Annotated in this window: 17 protein-coding genes; 14 read left to right on the top strand and 3 right to left on the bottom strand. The window is 66.7% G+C overall.

From position 1 onward, the window contains the following. Positions 1-60: 60 nt before the first annotated feature. Both FJU11_RS06665 and FJU11_RS06660 read right to left on the bottom strand, forming a co-directional pair. Positions 61-987: a diacylglycerol/lipid kinase family protein gene (locus FJU11_RS06665; protein ID WP_181408075.1), complete on the bottom strand. Its 927-nt coding sequence runs from the start codon at positions 985-987 to the stop codon at positions 61-63. A 10-nt stretch (positions 988-997) separates the two neighbouring features. After that, the gene (locus FJU11_RS06660; RefSeq protein WP_235890854.1) at positions 998-2,155 is read right to left on the bottom strand and encodes a CDP-alcohol phosphatidyltransferase family protein; all 1,158 of its coding nucleotides are present in this window, start codon (positions 2,153-2,155) and stop codon (positions 998-1,000) included. A 197-nt stretch (positions 2,156-2,352) separates the two neighbouring features. On the opposite strand from FJU11_RS06660, the gene FJU11_RS06655 reads away from it, so the two are divergent. From FJU11_RS06655 to FJU11_RS06635, 5 genes are read left to right on the top strand one after another with little or no spacing between them, the layout of a single operon-like run. Then, positions 2,353-2,790, top strand: a complete 438-nt coding sequence (locus tag FJU11_RS06655) for an HIT family protein (protein WP_141166249.1) — start codon at positions 2,353-2,355, stop codon at positions 2,788-2,790. Positions 2,791-2,809: 19 nt separating this feature from the next. Further along, positions 2,810-4,006 carry an LptF/LptG family permease gene (locus FJU11_RS06650; protein ID WP_181408074.1) on the top strand — a complete coding sequence of 399 codons (1,197 nt, stop codon included), beginning with the start codon at positions 2,810-2,812 and terminating at the stop codon, positions 4,004-4,006. Continuing rightward, entirely contained in the window at positions 4,003-5,130 is a 1,128-nt protein-coding gene (locus tag FJU11_RS06645) for an LptF/LptG family permease (RefSeq protein ID WP_141166247.1), read from the top strand. The genes FJU11_RS06650 and FJU11_RS06645 overlap by 4 nt, the downstream gene beginning before the upstream one ends. Next, on the top strand, positions 5,127-6,245 hold the full coding sequence (locus FJU11_RS18445; RefSeq protein ID WP_235890852.1) for a GNAT family N-acetyltransferase: 1,119 nt from the start codon (positions 5,127-5,129) through the stop codon (positions 6,243-6,245). The genes FJU11_RS06645 and FJU11_RS18445 overlap by 4 nt, the downstream gene beginning before the upstream one ends. Beyond that, a complete protein-coding gene (locus FJU11_RS06635; protein WP_141166246.1) occupies positions 6,242-6,985 on the top strand; it encodes a nucleotidyltransferase family protein in 744 nt (247 codons plus the stop codon). Before FJU11_RS18445 ends, FJU11_RS06635 begins: the two co-directional genes overlap by 4 nt. Positions 6,986-7,025: 40 nt before the next feature. Here FJU11_RS06635 and FJU11_RS06630 read toward each other — a convergent pair whose 3' ends face one another. Next, the gene (locus tag FJU11_RS06630) at positions 7,026-7,766 is read right to left on the bottom strand and encodes a phosphocholine cytidylyltransferase family protein (RefSeq protein ID WP_141166245.1); all 741 of its coding nucleotides are present in this window, start codon (positions 7,764-7,766) and stop codon (positions 7,026-7,028) included. A 135-nt stretch (positions 7,767-7,901) separates the two neighbouring features. On the opposite strand from FJU11_RS06630, the gene FJU11_RS06625 reads away from it, so the two are divergent. From FJU11_RS06625 to glgB, 9 genes are all read left to right on the top strand, one after another. Beyond that, positions 7,902-8,801, top strand: a complete 900-nt coding sequence (locus FJU11_RS06625) for a metallophosphoesterase family protein (protein ID WP_181408072.1) — start codon at positions 7,902-7,904, stop codon at positions 8,799-8,801. A gap of 128 nt (positions 8,802-8,929) precedes the next feature. Then, complete coding sequence (locus tag FJU11_RS06620; RefSeq protein WP_141166243.1) at positions 8,930-10,066, top strand: sensor domain-containing protein; 1,137 nt, start codon at positions 8,930-8,932, stop codon at positions 10,064-10,066. Between the two features lie 88 nt (positions 10,067-10,154). After that, a complete protein-coding gene (locus FJU11_RS06615) occupies positions 10,155-11,501 on the top strand; it encodes a lipopolysaccharide biosynthesis protein (protein ID WP_181408071.1) in 1,347 nt (448 codons plus the stop codon). 78 nt (positions 11,502-11,579) lie between these two features. Further along, on the top strand, positions 11,580-13,301 hold the full coding sequence (locus tag FJU11_RS06610) for a fatty acyl-AMP ligase (RefSeq protein ID WP_141166241.1): 1,722 nt from the start codon (positions 11,580-11,582) through the stop codon (positions 13,299-13,301). Beyond that, positions 13,294-14,229 (top strand): NAD-dependent epimerase/dehydratase family protein, encoded by a 936-nt coding sequence (locus FJU11_RS06605; protein WP_181408070.1) that lies wholly within the window; start codon positions 13,294-13,296, stop codon positions 14,227-14,229. The genes FJU11_RS06610 and FJU11_RS06605 overlap by 8 nt, the downstream gene beginning before the upstream one ends. An 85-nt stretch (positions 14,230-14,314) precedes the next feature. Further along, positions 14,315-15,403 carry a YeiH family protein gene (locus tag FJU11_RS06600; protein ID WP_407946670.1) on the top strand — a complete coding sequence of 363 codons (1,089 nt, stop codon included), beginning with the start codon at positions 14,315-14,317 and terminating at the stop codon, positions 15,401-15,403. Positions 15,404-15,474: 71 nt separating this feature from the next. After that, positions 15,475-16,419: a lytic transglycosylase domain-containing protein gene (locus tag FJU11_RS06595; protein WP_181408069.1), complete on the top strand. Its 945-nt coding sequence runs from the start codon at positions 15,475-15,477 to the stop codon at positions 16,417-16,419. A 125-nt stretch (positions 16,420-16,544) separates the two neighbouring features. Beyond that, complete coding sequence (locus FJU11_RS06590) at positions 16,545-19,007, top strand: glycogen/starch/alpha-glucan phosphorylase (protein WP_141166237.1); 2,463 nt, start codon at positions 16,545-16,547, stop codon at positions 19,005-19,007. Further along, on the top strand, positions 19,004-21,250 hold the full coding sequence (gene glgB, locus FJU11_RS06585; RefSeq protein WP_141166236.1) for a 1,4-alpha-glucan branching protein GlgB: 2,247 nt from the start codon (positions 19,004-19,006) through the stop codon (positions 21,248-21,250). The genes FJU11_RS06590 and glgB overlap by 4 nt, the downstream gene beginning before the upstream one ends. Positions 21,251-21,306 lie beyond the last annotated feature (56 nt).

Genomic DNA, 21,306 nt, shown 5'->3' with positions numbered 1-21,306 from the left:
CTTCGAGCACTCGAACGGGCACGCTGAGCCTCTCCGCTTATGGCGCGCTCGCTACCGTGCTTATGGCACGAGAAACGTCACGTGCGGACCGGCCGCGACATCGATACGGCCGTTTCTTCCCAGTTCGTACTCTTCGCCGTCGAGCACGAACGGTTCGTCGATCGCAAGGGAAAACCCGTTGGCGCGACCGCTGCGATAGCCCGCATCTTCCATCCAGCGCCTTGGGCGTCCGCGCAGAACCGGCACAAGTGCGGCGCCAAGACGGTGGGGCGGCGCTGCCACGTCGAGGTAGCGCAACGACCCCTCGCCCTCGCCCCAGAAGGGATAGATGCCGAGCATCAGGCGTTCGAGCGTCGTCGCGAGAAAGATGAAACGCGGCTCGCCCCGCTCCCGTCCGTCACGGTCGAGCGTCATCGGCGTACCGGCACGCCAGAGCGCGCGCTCGCGGCCGAACGATACCGACCCGAGCGCACCGGCAAGCGCCGCCCCCGTCTTCAGCCTCTGGCCGAAGCCTGCCCGCACGCCCGTATGCGAAAGTGCCACCGCGCGGCGGAAGGCGCCGGCGCCGAGCACGAAGCCGAAGCGGCACACCTGTCCATCATCGACCCGGATCAGATGGCGGCGGCGATTCGCGCCGGCACCTTCCAAAACCGTTCGCACCAGCCGTTCGAGCGCGCGGTCTCCGTGTCCCCAAGCTCCGACATCGCGGGCGATGACGTTCGTCGTACCCGAATCGAGCAGTGCCACCGCCGGCATCTCGGCAAACCGTGGAACCGCCGCGCCCAGAACGTCGCGGATCGTTCCGTCGCCGCCGTCGATGGCGAGACAGTCGATGCCGATGGCGGCGAATTCATCGAGCACGTCGAGAAGGTCTTCGTGCGAGGCAGGCGCACGCAACGCCGGCGAACCGGCAAGCCCTTCCCCGTCCGGCACGGGACGGCCGCGATTACGCCTGCTCTTGGGGTTGTAGACGATGCCGATCCGCACGGGGCCGGCCTTACGCCGCCAGCCAGGACCTGATCGGTTCCCGTCTGCGCGCGACCGAAGCCTGAAGGATTTGGGCAAGATGGACGAGAAAGCACAGCGCCGTCCAGATCGCGACGAGGACGATCCCGATATCGGGACGGCCGAAGAGCGAAAGCACCGTCAGGATAACGAGATTGGGGTTTCGCCGCGCCGTAATACCGCGAAACCAGCTGTCGAAGCGGCGCCAGATATGCATCTCGATGCCGAAGAGGGCAAGAAAGGCGCCTTCCTCCAGACGCTGCGCCACGTAGCCGATCACGATCACGGCGAGCGTCCAGCCGGGTGCTGCGAGCGAGAACCCCGCAGCCGGCAAGCCGACGATCCAGGCCCACCACCAGAACGGGGGATGGACGAGATCGATACCGTGGTCGAGCACGTCGCCGGCCTTGCTGTAGGTCAGCGTCACGCGGGCGAGCTTGCCGTCGACGGTATCGAGAAAGGTCATGATCCATGCGGCGACGAGACCGACGGCGTAATGCCCCGTCCAGAACAGGGCGAAGGCGAGGAGGACGAGAACGAGGCTCGCCCACGTCACCTGGTTCGGCGATATACCGAAACGGGCGCACCAGCCGGTGACGAGCTGCGCCGGCCTCGGCCAGACGTGCTTGGTGACGAAATCCGTCACGCCCTTGTAGGAGCCCCGGAACGTGCGCGCACGAATCGCATCGGCGCTTTCCGGCGTCAGGCGCATGAGAAAGGCCGGTTCGCGCTTGCGCAGCTTGTTCTCGTAGGCGCCGGCAAGCGTCGCCGGTGTCTTCCGGGTCAGGCCTTCGGGCATTGCCCGCTCTTCGGCAAGCGCATCGGCGACGTTCCCGGCAGCGGCAGCATCGACATGGGCCGCGACGGCCGATCCGTCATCGGCGACGAGCAGGGTTTGAGGACTGTCGACGAGAGCGGCGACGAGGCGCTGGTCGAAGATCCAGTCGCCACGCAGAAGGACGACCGGCCTTCCCCGTGCCTCGTTCGCGCCGTCGACCGTCTCGACGCCGACCAGCGCCAGCGAGCGCCGCAGCCGTTCGCGCGAGGTCATGCCCCAGAGATGCACCGGCGCTTCGCCGGTCAGGACCGCGACCGGTTTCGTCCGGCCTTCGCCGTTCGCGTTTTTGCCGGCTTCGGCGGCACGTGCCAAAATCTCGTCCCCTTTGTCGGTTGTTCGGTACCCAGGCGGCGTGATGCCATCGGCGAGCGATGCATGCGCACCCTCGCTCGCAGCGCCCGCACATAGCCGCCGACGCCCCCGCGGGCAAGATAAATGGGGCCGGACCCTAGCCTTGCCCGGTGAGATTGAATAAGCCGTGACAGCTTCGAACCGGCGGAAAGACGGCCATGCCAAACGCGACGATGACGAAATTCGGCTATCCGAACAGCGTGGTCGCCGAGACGGAGTTCTGGAGCATCCAGCTTCGTGCGAAACAGCCGACGCTCGGTTCGCTGGTGCTGATCTGCAAGGAGGAGGCGCTCGCCTTCTCCGAAATCGGCGAAGCGGCGCATGCCGACATGCGCAACGCCATCACCGGGATCGAGGCCATGCTGAAGGCCTTCGTCGCCTACGAGCGCATCAACTATCTGATGCTGATGATGGTCGACCCGCACGTGCATTTTCACGTCCTGCCGCGCTACGAAGGCGAGCGTACGCATGCCGGCGTCGCCTTTCCAGATGCCGGCTGGCCGGGCCCGCCCGCGCTCGATGCCGCGGTCGCGCCGGACGATGCGGCGGCGCAAGACATGCGCTCGCAGCTCGCCGGTCTCTGGCAAGCTTCGTGAGGAAGGCCGCGGAACGTTCATGAGCCGCCACCTTGGCGTCATCGACCGCTATCTGATCGGGCTCGCCGGCAAGCCGCTGGCGCTCTCGCTCGGCGTCGTGCTGGCGGCGCTGCTACTCGAGCGCGTGCTGCGCCTCGTCGACATGCTCTCGGCGACCGGCGGCACGCCCTACTGGCTGCTCGTCGCGCTGACGGCAAGCCTCGTACCGCACTATGTGAGCCTTGCGCTGACGGCGGCCTTCTTCGTCGCCGTGTTCGTCGCCATGAGCCGGCTCGGCGACGGCTCGGAACTCGACGCGCTGATGGCGAGCGGCGTATCCATCCGCCGCATCTGCATGCCCTTCGTGGCGCTCGGCTGCGTCCTCATGGTCGTGAGCGTCATCCTCTACGGCTTCCTCAACCCCGTCACACGCTACGACTATCACCGGCTGCTCTATACGGCGGCAGCCGGCTGGGATGCCAAGGTGCCGCCGGCGACCTTCATCGACGCGGGACACGGCATCACCATCACCGCCGACAGGGTCGACACATCGGGCCGCCGGCTGACCGGGGTCTTCATCCAGCGCAAGCGGCCGAGCGGGACGGAGATCACCTCGGCACGCACCGGCACGCTCGAGCTTTCGAAGGACCAGAAGCACCTGACGCTGCTTCTCCAGGACGGAATCACGATCCGTGACGCCCAGTCCGGAGCGACCGGCACGCTGCGCTTCAAGAACCTGACCTACGGCACGCAGTTCAATCTCGACCTCACGACCTATCGCGCGCGTGGCGAGAGCGAACGGGAACTGACGATGCCCGAACTCGTCGAACGGATCGCAAGCGGCGATGGCGACCTCAAGCCTGCCGCCCTCAAGGCCGAACTCGCCGACCGGCTGGTGCGCGCGCTCACCCTGCCGCTTCTGCCGCTGCTCGCCGTGCCGCTGAGTTTCGCCGGCCGGCGCGGCTCGCGCACGACGGGCCTCGTCTTCGCGGCGATCGTGCTCGTCACCTTCAACAACGCCCTGCAGTTCGCGACCGACCTCGGCGCGTCACGCGCGACCTACACGACGCCGATCGTGGTGGCGCCCTTCGTCGTCTTCGCCGCGCTGTGCATCTGGCTCTTCCAGTCCAGCAAGGACCAGCCGGTGGAAGCACCGATCGTGCGCATGGTCAGCGGGCTCCAGACCGGCATTACCGCGTTTGCCGGTCGCATCACCGGGCTCGGCCGAACCGCATGAAGACGCTGACGCTCTATCTCAGCGGCAGGCTTTTCGGCGCCGCGCTCGGCGTGACGCTCATGCTGGCGGCGATCGGTCAGGTCGTCGACCTTTTCGATACGGCCGACAACATCCTCGAAACCGGCACCGGCATCGGCGGCTTCGCCTTCTATCTGGTGATGACGCTGCCGACGCTTCTCGACCAGTTGATCCCGATCGGCACGCTGATCGCGACGCTCTTCGTCGTCAGCATCCTGGCGCGCAACAACGAGGCGACCGCCATGCGCGCCGCCGGCCTTTCGCCCGGCCGCGTCGCGGTTTGCCTGCTGCCGGCGGCAATCGGCCTCGCACTCGTGCATTTCGCCGTCCTCGAAGGCCTGACGCAGCCCGCCGAACAGCATGTCGCGCAATGGTGGGCGAACCACCTTTCCGACCCGGGCGCCCGGGCGAACGAACCCGTGTGGCTGAAGGTGGACGGCAATGTCGTCTCCGTTCAGCACGTCGAAGACGGGGGACGAAAACTGGGCGGCGTCACGATCTTCGAGCGCGACGCGCAGTCGATCGTCGGGTCGCGCGTCGTCGCCGAGCATGCCGCGTACGACGCGGGAAACTGGCACCTTTCCGGCGCGAAGCGCACGGCCTGGCCGCGCGAGACGCAATCGCAGACGCATCCCGCCGACGGTCCGTGGCAAACGCATCTGCGACCGGCGAGCATCATGGAAGCGCTGACGCCGCAGGGCCACGTCTCGGCTCGTCTCGCCGAAGGCGTGCTTTCCGGTCGCCTGCCGGCGACGGCGGCACCGTCCGTCTATCGCACGGCGGTCCAGCGCGCCTTCGCGGCGCCGCTCGCCAATCTCCCCATGCTCCTCATCGCCACGCCGCTGATCCTCACCAATCCGCGGCAGACGGTGATGGGTCGCGGCTTCCTCGTCAGCCTCGGGGCGGGTCTCTTCTACATGCTCGTCGACGGGCTCGGCGCGACGATCGCCCGGGGCGGCGTCGCCGATCCCGTGCTTGCCTCCTGGGGGCCGCTCGTCGTCTTCTCGCTCTTCGCCATCGCCCGGCTCGCATGGCTCACACGCATGCCGAGATCGCACCGTCCTTCCTCGGAATCATTACCCCAAGCATCGGAGATCATGCCTTGATCAAGATTCGCCGCGTGCAAACGAGCCGCGACATGGACGCGTTCATCGAGCTGCCGGGTCGGCTGATGGCCGACGACGCGAACTACGTCGCGCCGCTGAAGCTCGAACGGCGCCAGTCGCTTTCGGCGAAGACGAACCCTTTCTTCAACTATGCCGACGTCGCCTTCTGGCTTGCCTTCGAAGACGGAAAGCCGGTCGGGCGCATCTCGGCGCAGGACGACCGGCGCATTCCCGGCATCGGCCATTTCGGCATGGTGATGGCCAAGGACGACCCGGCCGTCTTCGCCGCCCTCTTCGACGAGGCGGAGGCATGGCTCGGCGAACGGGGCCTCGCCCGCGTGCAGGGCCCGTTCGACCTGTCGATCAACGAGGAGATCGGCACGCTGGTCGATGGCTTCGACACGCCGCCGATGCTGATGATGGGCCACAATCCACGCTATACCGGTGCCCGGATCGAGGAACAGGGCTATGGCCGGCTGAAGGACGTCCACGCCTATCTCTACAACGCCGACGAACACACGCCGAAATGGATCGAGCGCGTGCAGAAGCGGCCACCGCCGAAGAACGTGAAGCTTCGTTCGCTCGACCAGAAGAACTACGATCGCGACCTCGCCTCCATCGTCGATATCTTCAACGATGCATGGTCGGGAAACTGGGGGTTCATCCCCTTCGCCAAGGACGAGATGGAAGCGCTCGCCAAGGCGATGAAGCCGCTTCTCGAAGCCGACATGGTGCCCATCGTCGAGGTCGACGGCGAGCCGGTCGGCTTCGGCGTATGCCTGCCGAACCTCAACGAAGCAACACGCGACCTTCGTGGCCGCATCGCTCCCTTCGGCTGGACGAAGCTCTTGTGGCGGCTCAAGGTTTCGGGCGTCGCCACCGGCCGCGTGCCGCTGATGGGCTTCCGCAAGAAGATCTCCGAGACCGCGCTCGGCAGCCTACTGCCCTTCCTGGTGATGAACCAGATCCGCGAGCAGGCGATGAAGCGCGGCATTCGCCGCATCGAGATGTCCTGGGTGCTCGAGGACAACATGCCGATGCGCCATCTCGGCGAATCGCTGAGCGGCGGCAAGCCCTACAAGACCTATCGGCTCTACAAAAAGACGCTCGCGTGACGGCGCAGCCGCTGACCGCGCTCGTCCTCGCCGGTTCGCGGCCGGGCGGCGATCCGCTGGCCGAACATGCCGGCGTCGCCCACAAGGCGCTGATCGACATCGCCGGCAAGCCGATGCTCGCGCGCGTCGGCGAAGCGCTTGCCGCGAGCGAGCGGGTGGGACGCATCGCCGTTTCGATCGAGGATCCATCGGTCGTTGGCGATCCCCGTTTCGAGATCGTCGCCGCGAGCACGAGCCCGAGCGCGAGCGTGCGGGCCGCCCTCGACGTGCTCGGTACACCGTTGCTGGTCACGACGGCCGACCATGCGCTGCTGAAGCGCGAATGGGTCGACCATTTCCTTGCCAACCTGCCGAATGCGGGCGTTGTCGCCGCGCTCGCACGCGCCGAGACGATCGAGCGGGCCGTGCCGGAGACGCAGCGCACCTACCTGAAATTCGCCGACGGTCGGTTTTCGGGCTGCAACCTCTTTTATCTCTCGGACGACCGGGCCATCGGCGTCGTCGACCTCTGGCAAAAGATCGAGATGCATCGCAAGAACCCGGTCAAGCTGTTCGGCATGCTCGGGCCCGGTGCCGTCGCCGCCTATATGGCCGGCCGGCTGACCCTCGCCGAAGCGCTCGAACGGCTCGGCCGCAAGGCCGGTTGTCCGCTCGGTGTGGTGGAGATGCCGTTCGGGGAAAGCGCGATCGACGTCGACAAGCCGGCCGACCTCGAACTGGTGCGCCGGCTCGCGGGCTGACGCCGCGTTTTGGAGCCCTTCGGGTTTATACGGAAGCGCTCTAAAACTCGCGTTCGCGCCAGCCATCCGTCATGCGGCGGTCGAAAGCGAGATCGTCGGCGGAATCGAGTTCGCCCCATTCGAGCCCCTCGATCGAGCGGACCGCCACGGGATGACCCGCCTTGGCGATGCGGTCGATCGCGCTCAGATACCACAGCTTGAGGCCGCCCTCGGCGCGCAGGCTGCGCGCGACCTCGTCGGCGAAAAGCGCGCCGCCTTCCGGGGAGAAACGCAGGAAACCGATGGATTCACCGTCGATCGGCGCTTCGAGCGTCTTGCCGATCGCGCTCAACCGATCGCCGTCGAGGCGAACCTTCATGTCGTCGTCGTCGTAGGCTTCCTTGCGGTCGATCGTCACCGTGATCGGCGCATCGACCGGGCCGTCGACCACACGGCGGGCGAGCGCCGGCTCGATGAGGGTGTCGCCGTTGAGAACGAGGAATGGCGAGCGCATCTCGCCGAGCGCCACCCAGCAGCTCGCCATGTTGTCGGCCACGGCATAGAAGGGGTTGTGGATCGAGCGCACGGCGATCCCGGCCGTAGTCCGCGCCAGCGCCGCTTCGACCTTGCCCGCATTGAAACCGGTGACGACGATCGCCTCTTCCACGCCGGCCGCTGCCAGCGCGTGCAACTGCCATTCGAGGACGCTGCGACCGGAAAGGTCGAGCAGGCATTTCGGCGTTTCGGCCGTAAGCGGCATGAGGCGACGCCCCTGCCCGGCGCATAGAATGATGGCCTTCATCGGGAGATCCGTATCCGGCATTGCATGGAAGAACCGCACGACGAACGCGCGTTGCCGGCATATAGAGCATGGCCTATGGGTGCAACGCCTAACCGTGCGCCATCCGGCATGCGAAGGCGCATGGAGGGGACGCCGATGCAAGGCGCGATCACGCTTGCCCATATCAGCGATCCGCACCTTTCGTGCGCCTTGCCGAAGCTCGGCGAATGCCTGGGCAAGCGCTTCCTGACGCTGCAGAGCTGGCGGCGGCGACGCGAGACCCTCCACGATCCGGCGGTCGCCGAGACGATACGCCGCGACTGCCAGGCCGCAGCACCGGACGGCTTCGCGGTGACGGGCGACCTCGTGAACTTCGCCATGGAACGCGAATTCGCCGCGTCCGCCACCTGGCTTTGCCGCCTTGCGGCCCCGGAGCGCGTAGCGCTCGTACCCGGCAATCACGACGCGCTGGTACGTGGCGCCGCGAAAACGCTGCGGCACCATTGGCGCCCATGGCTCGGCGAAGGGAACGAAATCTTTCCCTACGTCCGACGGATCGGCCCGGTCGATCTCGTCTGCGTGTCGAGCGCTGTCGCGACCGCTCCGCTCCTTGCTTCCGGCCGCGTGGGGCGCACGCAGCTCGACCGGCTTCGAAGCCTGCTCGCCACACCGCTCGAAGAGCGCTGCCGGGTCGTGCTCATTCACCATCCCCCTGTCGATGGCCTGAGCCCGGCGCGCAAGGCACTTACAGACCGTCACGCGGTCGCCCGCGTAATCGCCGAAGGCGGCGTGCACATGGTGCTTCACGGCCATCTGCACGCCGATCTGGTTTCGACGATCGACGCGGACGGCGGTCCCGTGCCCGTCCTCGGCGTGCCGTCGATGAGCATCGCGACCGGTCACCACGAGCATGCCGGTTCGTGGCGCCGGATCCGGCTTTCCCGCGGCGGTGCGGCCGGTTGGCGCGCGGTCACGGCGCTGCGCTCCGTCACGTCCGAAGGCGGTATCGAGGAGGCTGCCCCCGTCGTCTTCGACCTGCCGAAGCTGCCGGTGTAGAACGGCGACCGCACTCGCGAGGGACTTGCGGCGCGACGCACGGCGTCCTATCGCGGGCGCCTCATGCCGTCTTGCGGGAGCCAGATCCACGTTCGGCGGCGCCTTCGAACGAACCGGACAGGCCGCCCGTGCGCATCGTCTTCGTCTATCTCGCGCAACGCCACCAGATCCTGCATACGCTTCCGATCGCCATGGAAATGGCGCGCCGGCACAAGGATGTGGAGGTTCATCTGGCCGCCGCGATGGACGCCAGCCTGGACTACATGAAAGAGCTCGCGCGCTTCTATCCCGACGCCGACGTGACGTTCCACAGGCTTCGCCTGCCGCCGCCCGCGCGCACGATCCTGCGCGCACGGGGGAACACCGTGCCACCGAAGAAGCTCACGCTTCTCATGAACCTTTCCTACCTGCGCGGCTTCGACGCGATCGTCGTGCCGGAGCGCACGACGCTCTTCCTGCGCAAGTTCGACATGAAGGGCACGCAGCTCGTATGGACCGGCCATGGACCGGGCGACCGGGCGAGCGGCTACCAGTCGAATGTCGGGCAGTTCGATTTCATCCTCCTGCCCGGCCGCAAGCTCGCCGAACGCCACCTCAAGCTCGGCAACACGAGGCCGGGCGACTACGGCATCGGCGGCTACGCCAAGCTCGACCTCGTCCGGCGCATGGAGTCGGAACGGCCGCCGCTCTTCGACAACGACCGGCCGACCGTCGTCTACAACCCGCATTTCTGGCTTTCGCTCTCCTCCTGGCCGCATGTCGGCTTCGAGGTGCTCGACTTCTTCGCCGAAAGCACGCGCTACAACCTCGTCTTCGCACCCCATCTCAGGCTCTTCGATCCGCCCCGCCCGGAAAAGTACGAGCCCTTCGAGCGCTATATGAAGCTCGACCACATGCGCATCGACCTCGGCAGCACGAACTCGATCGACATGACCTACACCTTCGGCGCCGATATCTATCTCGGCGACGTTTCGAGCCAGACGGCAGAGTTCCTGCTGCGACCGCGTCCGATGGTCTTCCTGAACCCCAACCGCTTCGACTGGCAGGATGACGAGAACTATCGCGCCTGGCACCTCGGCGAAGTGGCCCATGGCGCCGGCGATCTCGGCGCCGCACTCGAACGGGCGGTCACGACCCATCCGGATAAACTCGAGGCGCAGAAGGCCTATGTCGCGGAAACCTACGACATCGAGCCCGAGACGGACTCGGCACCGCGCGGAGCGGATACGATCGTGCGCTATCTGAAGGAAAAGAGCGCCGCGTGACGGGGAAACGTTGCGAAGACAGGCACCTTCCGGCAGACGCGATCGACAGATCGGGCATCGCCCGGCGGGTCGAGGAAGCGGTTCGGCCGTGAAGCGCATCTTCCGGCACGGCGCGACGGGTGGCGGGCGTGGTGTTCGCGCCCTTCTCGGCAACGCCTCGTTCCTCGTCGGCGGGCGCACCGTCACCGCGATCCTGAGCCTTGCCTACCTTGCGATCGCCGCGCGCTCGCTCGGCGTCACCGAGTTCGGTCTGTTGACCCTCGTGAGTGCCTACGCCCAGACGGTCGGCGACGTCGCGGAATTCAAGTCGTGGCAGGTGGTCGTACAGTACGGCATGACGCCCTTTCGCGAAGGACGCATCGGCGATTTCCGGCATGCCATTCGCTTCGCGGTGTTCCTCGATCTGCTCGCCGGCATTGGTGGGACGATCGTCGCGCTTATCGCGGCCTATTTCTTCGCCGGCGCCCTTGGCTGGCCCTCCGATCTCCTGCCGGTCGGCATGGCGTTTTCGACATCGGTGCTCTTCACCGCATCCACCTTCTCCGGCGGCGTGCTGCGGCTGATGGACCGGTTCGACCTCTACGCCGCTCCCGGCGCGATCGGCGCGGTGATCCGGCTCGTCGGCTCGCTCGCCGTATGGGGTCTCGGCGGCGGGCTCGGCTGGTTCCTCGTCGTATGGTACGTCTCGACGCTCGCCTCCTTCCTCGCTTCGACGGCCTTCGCGCTTCACCTCTTCCACCGCCATTACGGGTCTCTGGATCTCGTGCGCGGTGGCGGGCGCCGGCTCGGCGCGGACATGCCGGGCATCTGGCGCTTCGTCTGGAGCATCAACTTGTCCTCCACGCTCGGCGTGGTGACGAACCGCGCGGCGACGCTCGCCGTCGGCGCGTTCTTCGGCGCGCACGACGCGGGCCTTTTCCGCATTGCACGGCAAGTGAGCACGGCCGCCGCACGACCGGCGAAGCTGATGACGCCGGTGCTCTATCCCGAGCTCGCCCGGCTCTATTCGGAAGGCGCGACGCGCGCGCTTCGGCTGCTTGCGCTGCGCATCTCGCTCGTCGCCGGCGGCATCGGCACGCTCGCCCTCCTCGTTCTCGTCCTCTTCGGCGGCCATCTGATCGCGCTTGCCTTCGGGCCGGCCTATGCCGATGCGAAGATGGTCATGCTCTGGCTGTTCGGGGCGGCCATCGTCGGCATCTGGGGCCTGCCTCTGGAACCGATGCTCGTTTCCACCGGCCATGCAACGCTGGCGCTCGTCCTGCGCGCAGTATCGACGGCGGCCTACCTTGCCGTCCTTTTCCCGGCGATGCGCGGCTACGGCCTGGAAGGCGTCGGCTCCACCACGCTTCTGGCGGCGATCGTGCTCTTTTTCATGCAACTCGGCGCAGTCGTGCAACAGGCACGCCGTGATCGCGCCATGAAAGAGGTGTCTTGACGGTCCGTGCATGCATTCCGGTTGCCATTGCCGGTGAAGCTTGCTAGCCGCGATCTTTCAAGAGCGACAAGAAACGCCATGGACCTGCAATCTTTTCCAAAAGCGCGAACCGGTTTGACGCGGGCGATCGGAGCGACCCTGCCGGAAGCGCTCGATGCCGCCGCCCGGACCGAACGCGGCTTCCATTTCTATTCCGGCCGCGGCAAGCTGAACGAAAGCCTGAGCTACGCATCCCTGCGCACCGAGGCGCTCGCACTCGCGCATCAGCTGCTGACGACCGGTCTGAAGCCCGGCGATCGCGTGGCGCTCGTCGCCGAGACCGACGCGAATTTCGTGCGGGCGTTCTTCGCCTGCCAGTATGCCGGGCTGGTGCCCGTGCCGATGCCGCTGCCGACCGCTTTCGCCGGGAAACAGGTCTATCTCGAACAGGCGCGGCGCATGATCGAGCAGGCCGACGCCGCCGGCGCCTTCGCGCCGGAATCGCTCGCACCGTGGCTCGTGGAAGGGCTTGTCGACCGCGACATGGCGATCGTCGGAACGCTCGACGACCTGCCTCCGGCAGCCGACGGGATCTCCTTGCCGAACGCCGCGCCCGACGACCTGTCCTACCTGCAGTTTTCCTCCGGCAGCACGCGCTTTCCGACCGGCGTCGCCGTCACGCAGGCCGCCCTGATGGCGAACGCCGAGGGCATCATCCGCCACGGGCTCGCAATCGGCGACGACGACCGGTGCGTCTCCTGGCTGCCATTCTACCACGACATGGGCCTCGTCGGTTTCGTGCTGACGCCGCTCATCGCCGGGCTCGATTGCGACTATCTCGCCACGCGCGACTTCGCCCGCCGTCCCCTTCTCTGGCTGGACCTCATCAGCCGCAACGGCGGCACGATCTCCTATAGCCCCAGCTTCGGCTACGACCTTTGCACCCGCCGCGCGGCGAGCGCGCCGATCGACGGTATCGACCTTTCCCGCTGGCGTGCCGCCGGGATCGGCGGGGACATGATCCGGCCCGACGTGCTGGAGCGCTTCACCGAGACGTTCGCACCGGCGGGGTTCTCCGCATCGAGCTTCGTCGCGAGCTACGGCATGGCCGAGGCGTCGCTGGCCTTGAGCTTCGCGCCGCTCGATGCCGGCATCCGCGTCGAGGCGGTCGACCGTACCGCCCTCGAGGATCATCGCGTGCTTCCCGGTATCGACGGCCATGCGCGACGGTTCGTGCGCTGCGGCCCGCCCCTTCCGGGCCACGCGATCGAGATACGCGACACCGACGGAGCCTCGCTCGAAGGGGGCGCGATCGGGCGCATCCATGCACGGGGCCCGAGCCTGATGAAGGGCTATTACCGCAACCACGAGGCCACGCGTGCCGTGCTCGCCGAGGACGGCTGGCTCGACACCGGCGATCTCGGCTACTTCGCGGGCGAGGAGATCGTCGTCACCGGCCGCGCCAAGGACCTCATGATCGTCAACGGCCGAAACATCTGGCCGCAGGATCTGGAATGGACGACGGAAGCCGAGGTCGCCGGGCTCAAGAGCGGCGACGTCGCGGTCTTTTCCTACGAGGACGAGACCGGCGAACGGCCGATCGCCATGGTCGAATGCCGCGCGAGCGAGCCGACGGCGCGTGCAGAATTGGCCGAAGCCGTGGCGAACACGCTGCGCAGCCGCCACGGCGTCGTGGTCGAAGCGGTTCTCGTCAAGCCACGTGCCCTGCCCGTCACCTCGTCGGGCAAGCTCAGCCGTGCCGGCGCCCGCGAGCTCTTTCGCCGTATGCAAGCGGAGCAGACCGCCGGCGCCGTTGGCTGAGGGCGCGGGCGCGACGCTGGCGATCACCGGCGCGACCGGCTTTCTCGGCACGCATCTTCTTCAAACGCTTTCGCCCGATCGCTGGTACCTTCGCGCACTGTCGCGTTCCGGCGCGGCGTTCCGGCCGGACGTCGAACTGGTGCACGGCAGCCTCACCGACGACGAAGCGCTCGCTGCGCTCGTGCGAAACGCCGAAATTGTCGTGCATGCCGCGGGTCTGACGAGCGCACGCAGCGCGGCCGAGTTCGACCGCGTCAATGCCGAGGGTACCGCCCGGCTCGCCAGAGCCTGCCTGGCCCATGCGCCGCATGCGCATGTCTTGCTCGTTTCCAGCCTTGCCGCGCGCGAGCCGCAGCTTTCCGCCTATGCCGCGAGCAAGCGGCGGGGCGAAGAGGAGGCACGACGGCTTTTGCCTGCCGATCGCCTGACCGTTCTGCGCCTGCCAGCGCTATACGGTCCGCACGACCGTGCGACGCTCGCCTTCTTCAAGGCCGCGCGCCTGCCCGTGACCCCGCTCTTCACGAACGGGAACGAACGCATCGCGCTGCTTCACGGTGGCGATGCGGCAGAGGCGATCGCCGGGCTCGCCGCCTTGCGGACAGCAGGAACGTTCGCGCTCGCCGATGCCGAACCGGCCGGCTATTCGATGCGTACCATTCTTGACGAGGCCGGCCGCGCGCAGGGCCGCCGAACCCGCTTCGTACGGGTGCCGGCACTGGCCATGCGCACCGCAGGCTGGGGCGCCGGTGCCGGTGCCCGCCTTTTCCGGACCGCCGCCATGCTTTCCCCCGGCAAGGTGCGGGAGATGCTGCATCCCGACTGGTCGGTCTCGCCCGCGGACCTGCCGCCCGGCACGAAGGCGCGCACGCTCCGCGATGGCTTTGGCGAAACCGTAGCATGGTACCACAAAGCCGGATGGCTGCGCTAATCGTTCGATAAGATCGATCGAAACGTGCAAAACTATCCGTTGGAAGGAACGGTTTCCACCTGCCAGTTTGGTCGGCATGGCAATTATCTCCAACTCTGCCGCCACCACCGCGCCGACGACAAACGTCGCCACGCGCATGGCCACTGCCTTCACCGATCTCGTTCCGGGCATCGCGCTCAGCGTCGTCGTCACACTCGCCGCAGCCGGTCTTGCCTGGCTGGAGGTCGGCCTTTTCGGCAAGGCGTGGCTCGAAACGCTGGTGATCGCGATCCTGCTCGGCACGGCGATCCGCAGCCTGTGGACGCCTTCGCAGCGGTGGCAGCCCGGCATCGCCTTTTCCGGCAAGATCCTGCTCGAGATCGCCGTGGTACTTCTCGGTGCATCGGTCAGTGCCGGCACGGTGCTCGCGCTCGGCACGGGCATGCTCGTCGGCATCGTCGCCGTCGTCGCCATCGCCATCGCCGCCGCATTCGCGATCGGCCGGCTGATCGGCCTCGGCCGGCGCATGGCGATGCTGGTCGCCTGCGGCAACGCGATCTGCGGCAATTCCGCGATCGCCGCCATCGCGCCGGTCATCGGTGCCGATTCGGAAGAAGTTGCCGCCTCGATCGCCTTTACCGCCGTGCTCGGCGTCGTCGTCGTGCTCGGCCTGCCGCTCATCGGCATCGCCGCCGGCATGAGCGGCCTGCAATTCGGTGCGCTGGCCGGGCTGACCGTCTACGCCGTGCCTCAGGTGATCGCGGCGGCTGCCCCGCTCGGCGCGGTCGCCGTCAAGACCGCGACGCTGGTCAAGCTGGTGCGTGTCGTCATGCTTGGCCCGGTATGCGTGGTGCTTTCGCTCGTCGCGCCGTATCTTGCCGAAAAGGGCGAGCGGCGCGAAGCCGGCGAGCCCAGCGGCTTTCCGCCTTTGCACAAGCTCGTTCCGTGGTTCGTGATCGGCTTCGTCGTCCTTGCCGGAGTACGGTCGCTCGGCTGGATACCGGCCCCCGTCGGCCAGCCAATGAACACCGTCGCGACGGCGCTGACGATCATCGCCATGGCGGCACTCGGTCTCGGCGTCGATGTGCGCACCGTCGCCAGGGCCGGCGGTCGCGTGACCCTCGGCGTGGTCGCGGCCCTCTTCGTCATCGTCGCGCTGAGCTTCGCCCTCATCGCCGTGGCGGGGCTTGGCTGAGGCAGCCACCCAGGCGTGCATCTTTCGACTTGAAACATTAACCGCCGGCGACACATGATGCGGCGATGACGATGACCGTCCGCCCCGTCCTGTCGACGTTCTGCGCCCTCCTCGCGGCGCTCGCGGGCCTATTCGCGGAGCCTGCATCGGCAGCCGACGAGGACGGCGGTAAATCGTCCGATACGATCACCTGCGAGCATGTCGACACGACCAAGCGGTTCGGCGCCGTACCGGTGTGCATCTCCCAGGCGCACTATTACGAGGATCTGTGCAACGCGATCGAGGCGCTGGCGCGTCGCCACGACCTGCCGCCCGGGTATTTCGCGCGGCTCATCTGGCAGGAAAGCCGCTTCGATCCGAACGCGCTCAGCCCGAAGGGCGCGCAGGGGATCGCCCAGTTCATCCCCTCGACGGCGAAGCTGCGCGGCCTAAACGACAGCTTCAATCCCGCCGACGCGCTGGCGAAGTCGGCGGCCTATCTGAGCGAGATGACCCGCATCTACGGCAATCTCGGCCTGGCGGCCGTCGGCTACAATGCCGGCGAGGCGCGCATCGGCCCCCTCGTCGACGACGCCCGGCCCGTGCCGGCCGAGACGCAGAACTACGTGCTGACGATCACCGGCCTTCCGGTCACCGCATGGGCCGACGCCAAGCCGAAGGACGATGCGGACTACCGCCTCGACAAGAAGAAGCCGTTCCTTCAGGCCTGCCTCGACCTCGCCAACACGCGCAGCCTGCCTTCGCTCGCCCCCGCCCCCGACTGGAAGCCGTGGGGGGCCGAGATCGGCGCTGCATCGACGCCGGCGAGCGCGCGCCGTATCTTTACCACGGTGAAGGACAGCTTCCCGAAGGTGCTGGACGGCGAAGATCCGCTTATCGTGCCCGGGCACAATGCGAGCTTCGGAAACCGGAAGCGCTACACGGTGCGCATCGGCCGGGACAGCCGCAGCGCGGCCCTTCAGGTATGCCGGAGCATCACTGCATCCGGCGGCTTCTGCATCGTTCGGCGGAATTGACGGAAGTACGGGCGCGAAGGCCTTTCAAAACGTTTGAAAGATGGACTAGACTCCACCCGCACCCGAAGCGCCATCGGCAAACCATGCGGTCGTGACGGCCGCCGAACCTCAGAAGCCATTCAGCCATGAGCCAACCGCAGACCGTCGACCTTCCCCTCGCGCCACCGAGGCGTTCCGACGCACCGGTGCTCGCCGCCGACATCGTCGAACGCCTGACCTACCGCATCGGCAAGGACCCGCGCGTCGCGGAGCGCCACGACTGGCTGAGCGCGACGATCCTCGCGATCCGCGATCGGGTCATCGATCACTGGATGGATTCGACGCGTTCGACCTACGAGCAGGAGCACAAGCGCGTCTACTACCTGTCGCTCGAGTTCCTGATCGGCCGGCTGATGCGCGACGCGGTCTCCAATCTCGGCCTGTTGGAGGAAACCCGCGATGCCCTTGCCTCGCTCGGCGTCGACCTCGATGTCATCGCCGAACTCGAAGCCGACGCGGCGCTCGGCAATGGCGGCCTCGGACGGCTCGCCGCCTGCTTCATGGAGGCGATGGCGAGCGTCGACATTCCCGCCTACGGCTACGGCATTCGCTATGTGAACGGGCTGTTCCGGCAGGAACTCCATGACGGCTGGCAGGCCGAACTGCCCGAGACATGGCTCGCCGACGGCAACCCCTGGGAATTCCCGCGTCGCGAAAGCTCCTACGAGGTCGGCTTCGGCGGCACCGTGGACACCGTCGGCTCGGAGACGGACGGCACGGGCCGGTGCGTGTGGCGCCCCGGAGAGCGCGTCATCGCCACCGCCTTCGACACGCCGATCGTCGGCTGGCGCGGCAAGCGCGTGAACACGCTGCGGCTCTGGTCGGCAAGGCCGATCGATCCGATCCTGCTCGACGCCTTCAACGCCGGCGATCACATCGGCGCGCTCGCCGAGAGCAACCGTGCGGAAACGCTGACGCGCGTTCTCTACCCTGCCGATGCCAACCCTGCCGGCCAGGAACTGCGCCTTCGCCAGGAGTTCTTCTTCTCTTCGGCCTCGCTGCAGGACATCCTTCGCCGGCATCTGCAACAATACGATTCGCTCACGAACCTCGCCGACAAGGTCGCGATCCAGCTCAACGACACCCACCCGGCGGTCGCCGTCGCGGAACTCGTCCGGCTTCTCACCGACGTGCACCGGCTGGACTTCGCCGCCTCGTGGCACATCGCCCGCGACTGCTTCGGCTACACCAACCACACGCTCTTGCCCGAGGCGCTCGAAAGCTGGCCGATCCCGCTGTTCGAGCGGCTGCTACCCCGCCACATGCAGATCGTCTACGCCGTCAACGCCATCGTCCTGCGCGAGGCACGGGCGGCGCATTTCGACGAGGCCTCGATCCGCAGCATCTCGCTCATCGACGAGAGCGGCGAACGGCGTGTGCGCATGGGCAACCTCGCCTTCGTCGGCTCGCACTCGATCAACGGCGTTTCGCAGCTCCACACCGACCTCATGAAGGAAACGGTGTTCGCCAACCTGCATCGGCTCTATCCCGACCGCATCAACGCCAAGACCAACGGCATCACGCCGCGCCGCTGGCTGATGCAGTGCAATCCCGACCTCTTCGCACTCGTGCGCGAGACGATCGGCGACGCTTTCATGGACGACGCCGCCAAGCTGGTCGATCTTGACCGTTTCGCCGACGATCCGGCCTTCGTCGAGCGCTTCTCCGCGATCAAGCGCGAGAACAAGGTGAAGCTTTCCAACCTCGTCGCTCGACGCCTCGGCATTCGTCTCGATCCGGATGCGCTCTTCGACGTTCAGATCAAGCGCATCCACGAATACAAGCGCCAGATGATGAACATCGTCGAGGCCGTCGCGCTCTACGACCAGATCCGCTCGCAGCCAGATCGCGACTGGGTGCCGCGCGTCAAGCTTTTCGCCGGCAAGGCGGCGCCGAGCTATCTGGCGGCCAAGGGCATCATCAAGCTCATCAACGACGTCGCCCGGGTGATCAACAACGACCCCGCCGTGCGTGGCCTACTCAAGATCGTCTTCGTGCCGAACTACAACGTGTCGCTCGCCGAGGTCATGGTGCCGGGCGCGGACCTTTCCGAACAGATATCGACTGCCGGCATGGAAGCGTCTGGAACCGGCAACATGAAGTTCGCGTTGAACGGTGCATTGACGATCGGCACGCTCGATGGGGCGAACGTCGAAATCCGCGACCAGGTGGGCAGGGAAAACATCGTGATCTTCGGTATGACCGCGGAGGAAGTCGGCACGCGCCGCGCGGAGGGATACGACCCCGCCAGCGTCATCGAGAACTCCCGCGAGCTTTCGCAGGCGCTGATGGCGATCGAAAGCGGCGTCTTCTCGCCGGACGACCGCACACGCCACGCCGACCTGATCCGCTCGGTGCGCGAGCGCGACTGGTTCATGCTCGCCGCCGATTTCGATGCCTACGCGGCAGCGCAGCGGCGCGTCGACGGCATCTTCGCTGACAAGCCGGCGTGGCATGCCAAGACCGTTCGAAACACCGCCCATTCGGGCTGGTTTTCCGCCGATCGCACCATCCGCGAATATGCCAGCGAGATCTGGAGGGCAGGATGACGGGTGCGCGCACTCGCAAGACGACCGAGCCGAAATCGAAGACGAAGAAGGGGCCGGCGCCCGGACAGGGCGCGGCCCTTTCTTCGAGCGAAATCACCGCGCTCGTGGAAGGCACGCACGGCGATCCCTTCGCGGTGCTCGGCGTCCATCCCGGCGAGAAGGGGCTGCTTGCGCGCTGTTTCATTCCGCACGCCGAGACGGTGAGCGCGCATACGCTTGCCGGCAAGGAGGTGGGTCAGCTCACGCGCCTGCACGATGAAGGCCTCTTCGAAGGCCGGCTGAGCATCCGCAAGCGCCAGCCGCTCGTCTACCACGCGGCGAACGCCGGCGGCGAATGGCGCGTCACCGATCCCTACAGTTTCGGCCCCGTTCTCGGCGAGATGGACGACTATCTGATCGGCGAGGGTTCGCATACGCGCCTCTTCGACAAGATGGGCGCCCACCATATCGACCACGAAGGCGCGACCGGCATGCACTTTGCGGTCTGGGCGCCGAACGCCCGGCGCGTCTCGGTCGTGGGTGACTTCGACGAATGGGACGGCCGCCGCCACGTCATGCGCGCGCGGCGCGACACCGGCATCTGGGAAATCTTCGTTCCCGACATCGGTCCAGGCCACGCGTACAAGTTCGAGATCGTCGGTCCCGGCGGCAACCTGATGGCGCTGAAGGCCGATCCGTTCGCCTTCCGCGCCGAAATGCGGCCGGACACCTCCTCGATCACCACCGGGCCGCTCCGGCACAAATGGGGCGACGAGGCGCATCGCGAGCACTGGCGCCAAGCCGATTTCCGCCGCCAGCCGGTTTCGGTCTACGAGGTCCACGCCGGCTCATGGCGCCTCAAGGAGGACGACGGCTTCCTGACATGGGACGAGCTCAATGAGCAGCTCATCCCGTACGTGCTCGACATGGGTTATACCCACATCGAGTTCCTGCCAGTCAGCGAGCACCCCTACGACCCCTCCTGGGGCTATCAGACGACCGGGCTCTACGCGCCGTCGGCGCGTTTCGGCGAGCCGGAAGGCATGGCCCGCTTCGTCGACGCGGCGCATCAGTGCGGCATCGGCGTGATCCTCGATTGGGTGCCGGCGCATTTCCCGCTCGATCCCCACAGCCTGTCCTATTTCGACGGCACCGCGCTCTACGAGCACGCCGATCCGCGCCAGGGCTACCACCCGGACTGGAACACGGCGATCTACAATTTCGGCCGGAAAGAAGTGCGCTCCTACCTCGTCAACAACGCCCTCTTCTGGGCGGAGTGCTACCATGTCGACGGATTGCGCGTGGATGCCGTCGCCTCCATGCTCTACCTCGACTATTCGCGCAAGGCCGGCGAATGGATCCCGAACCGCGAAGGCGGGCGCGAGAACCTCGAGGCGATCGAGTTCCTGCAGTCGATGAACCGCGAGGTCTACGGCCAGCATCCCGGCGTCGTGACGATCGCCGAGGAATCCACCTCCTGGCCGGGCGTTTCGAAGCCGGTGCACGAAGGCGGGCTCGGCTTCGGCTTCAAGTGGAACATGGGCTTCATGCACGATACGCTGGAGTACCTGCAGGAAGATCCCCTGTACCGGAAGCACCATCACGACAAGATCACCTTCGGTCTCGTCTATGCGTTTTCGGAAAACTTCGTGCTGCCGCTTTCCCACGACGAGGTTGTCCACGGCAAGGGAACGCTTCTCAACAAGATGCCCGGCGACGACTGGCGCAAGTTCGCCAATCTGCGCGCCTATTACGGTTTCATGTGGGGGTATCCCGGCAAAAAACTGCTCTTCATGGGTCAGGAATTTGCGCAGATCCGCGAATGGAGCGAGGCGCGCGGGCTCGACTGGCACCTGCTCGGCGAGGAGCGCCATGTCGGCATGCGCAATCTGGTGAAGGACCTCAACCACCTCTACCGCGGCACGCCTGCGCTCTACGCGCGTGACTGCGAGCCGGAAGGCTTCGAATGGCTGATCGGCGACGACGCCGAGAACTCCGTCTTTGCCTGGCAGCGCAAGGCGCCGGGCGAGGAGCCGGTCGTCGTCGTGACGAACTTCACGCCCAACGTGCACGAGCGCTACACGGTGCCGATGCCAGCGGAAGGCTGGTGGCGGGAGGTAATGAACACCGACGCTTCGGCCTATGGCGGCAGCGGTGTGGGCAACGGCGATGGCGTGCAGGCCGAGGCCGGATCGGGCGGCCGGGCTTGCGCCACGATCACCATCCCCCCTCTTGCCACCATCATGTTGAAGCGCAACACTTGAGGGCGTTTCTTCACGACGCTACGCCGTAACGGCGGCGACGTGACGGCAAGGGAGGA

This window comes from Pararhizobium mangrovi (genome assembly GCF_006516965.1).
Taxonomy (GTDB): Bacteria; Pseudomonadota; Alphaproteobacteria; order Rhizobiales; family Rhizobiaceae; genus Pararhizobium_B; species Pararhizobium_B mangrovi.
This window is presented reverse-complemented; position numbering and strand designations above follow the sequence as displayed.

Bases quoted from the DNA above. Each gene is read 5' to 3' on its own strand.
- FJU11_RS06655 (WP_141166249.1), top strand. From the start codon at position 2,353: ATGCCAAACGCGACGATGACGAAATTCGGCTATCCGAACAGCGTGGTC.
- FJU11_RS06650 (WP_181408074.1), top strand. From the start codon at position 2,810: ATGAGCCGCCACCTTGGCGTCATCGACCGCTATCTGATCGGGCTCGCC.
- FJU11_RS06645 (WP_141166247.1), top strand. From the start codon at position 4,003: ATGAAGACGCTGACGCTCTATCTCAGCGGCAGGCTTTTCGGCGCCGCG.
- FJU11_RS06630 (WP_141166245.1), bottom strand. From the start codon at position 7,766: ATGAAGGCCATCATTCTATGCGCCGGGCAGGGGCGTCGCCTCATGCCG.
- FJU11_RS06625 (WP_181408072.1), top strand. From the start codon at position 7,902: ATGCAAGGCGCGATCACGCTTGCCCATATCAGCGATCCGCACCTTTCG.
- FJU11_RS06610 (WP_141166241.1), top strand. From the start codon at position 11,580: ATGGACCTGCAATCTTTTCCAAAAGCGCGAACCGGTTTGACGCGGGCG.
- FJU11_RS06595 (WP_181408069.1), top strand. From the start codon at position 15,475: ATGACCGTCCGCCCCGTCCTGTCGACGTTCTGCGCCCTCCTCGCGGCG.
- FJU11_RS06590 (WP_141166237.1), top strand. From the start codon at position 16,545: ATGAGCCAACCGCAGACCGTCGACCTTCCCCTCGCGCCACCGAGGCGT.
- glgB (WP_141166236.1), top strand. From the start codon at position 19,004: ATGACGGGTGCGCGCACTCGCAAGACGACCGAGCCGAAATCGAAGACG.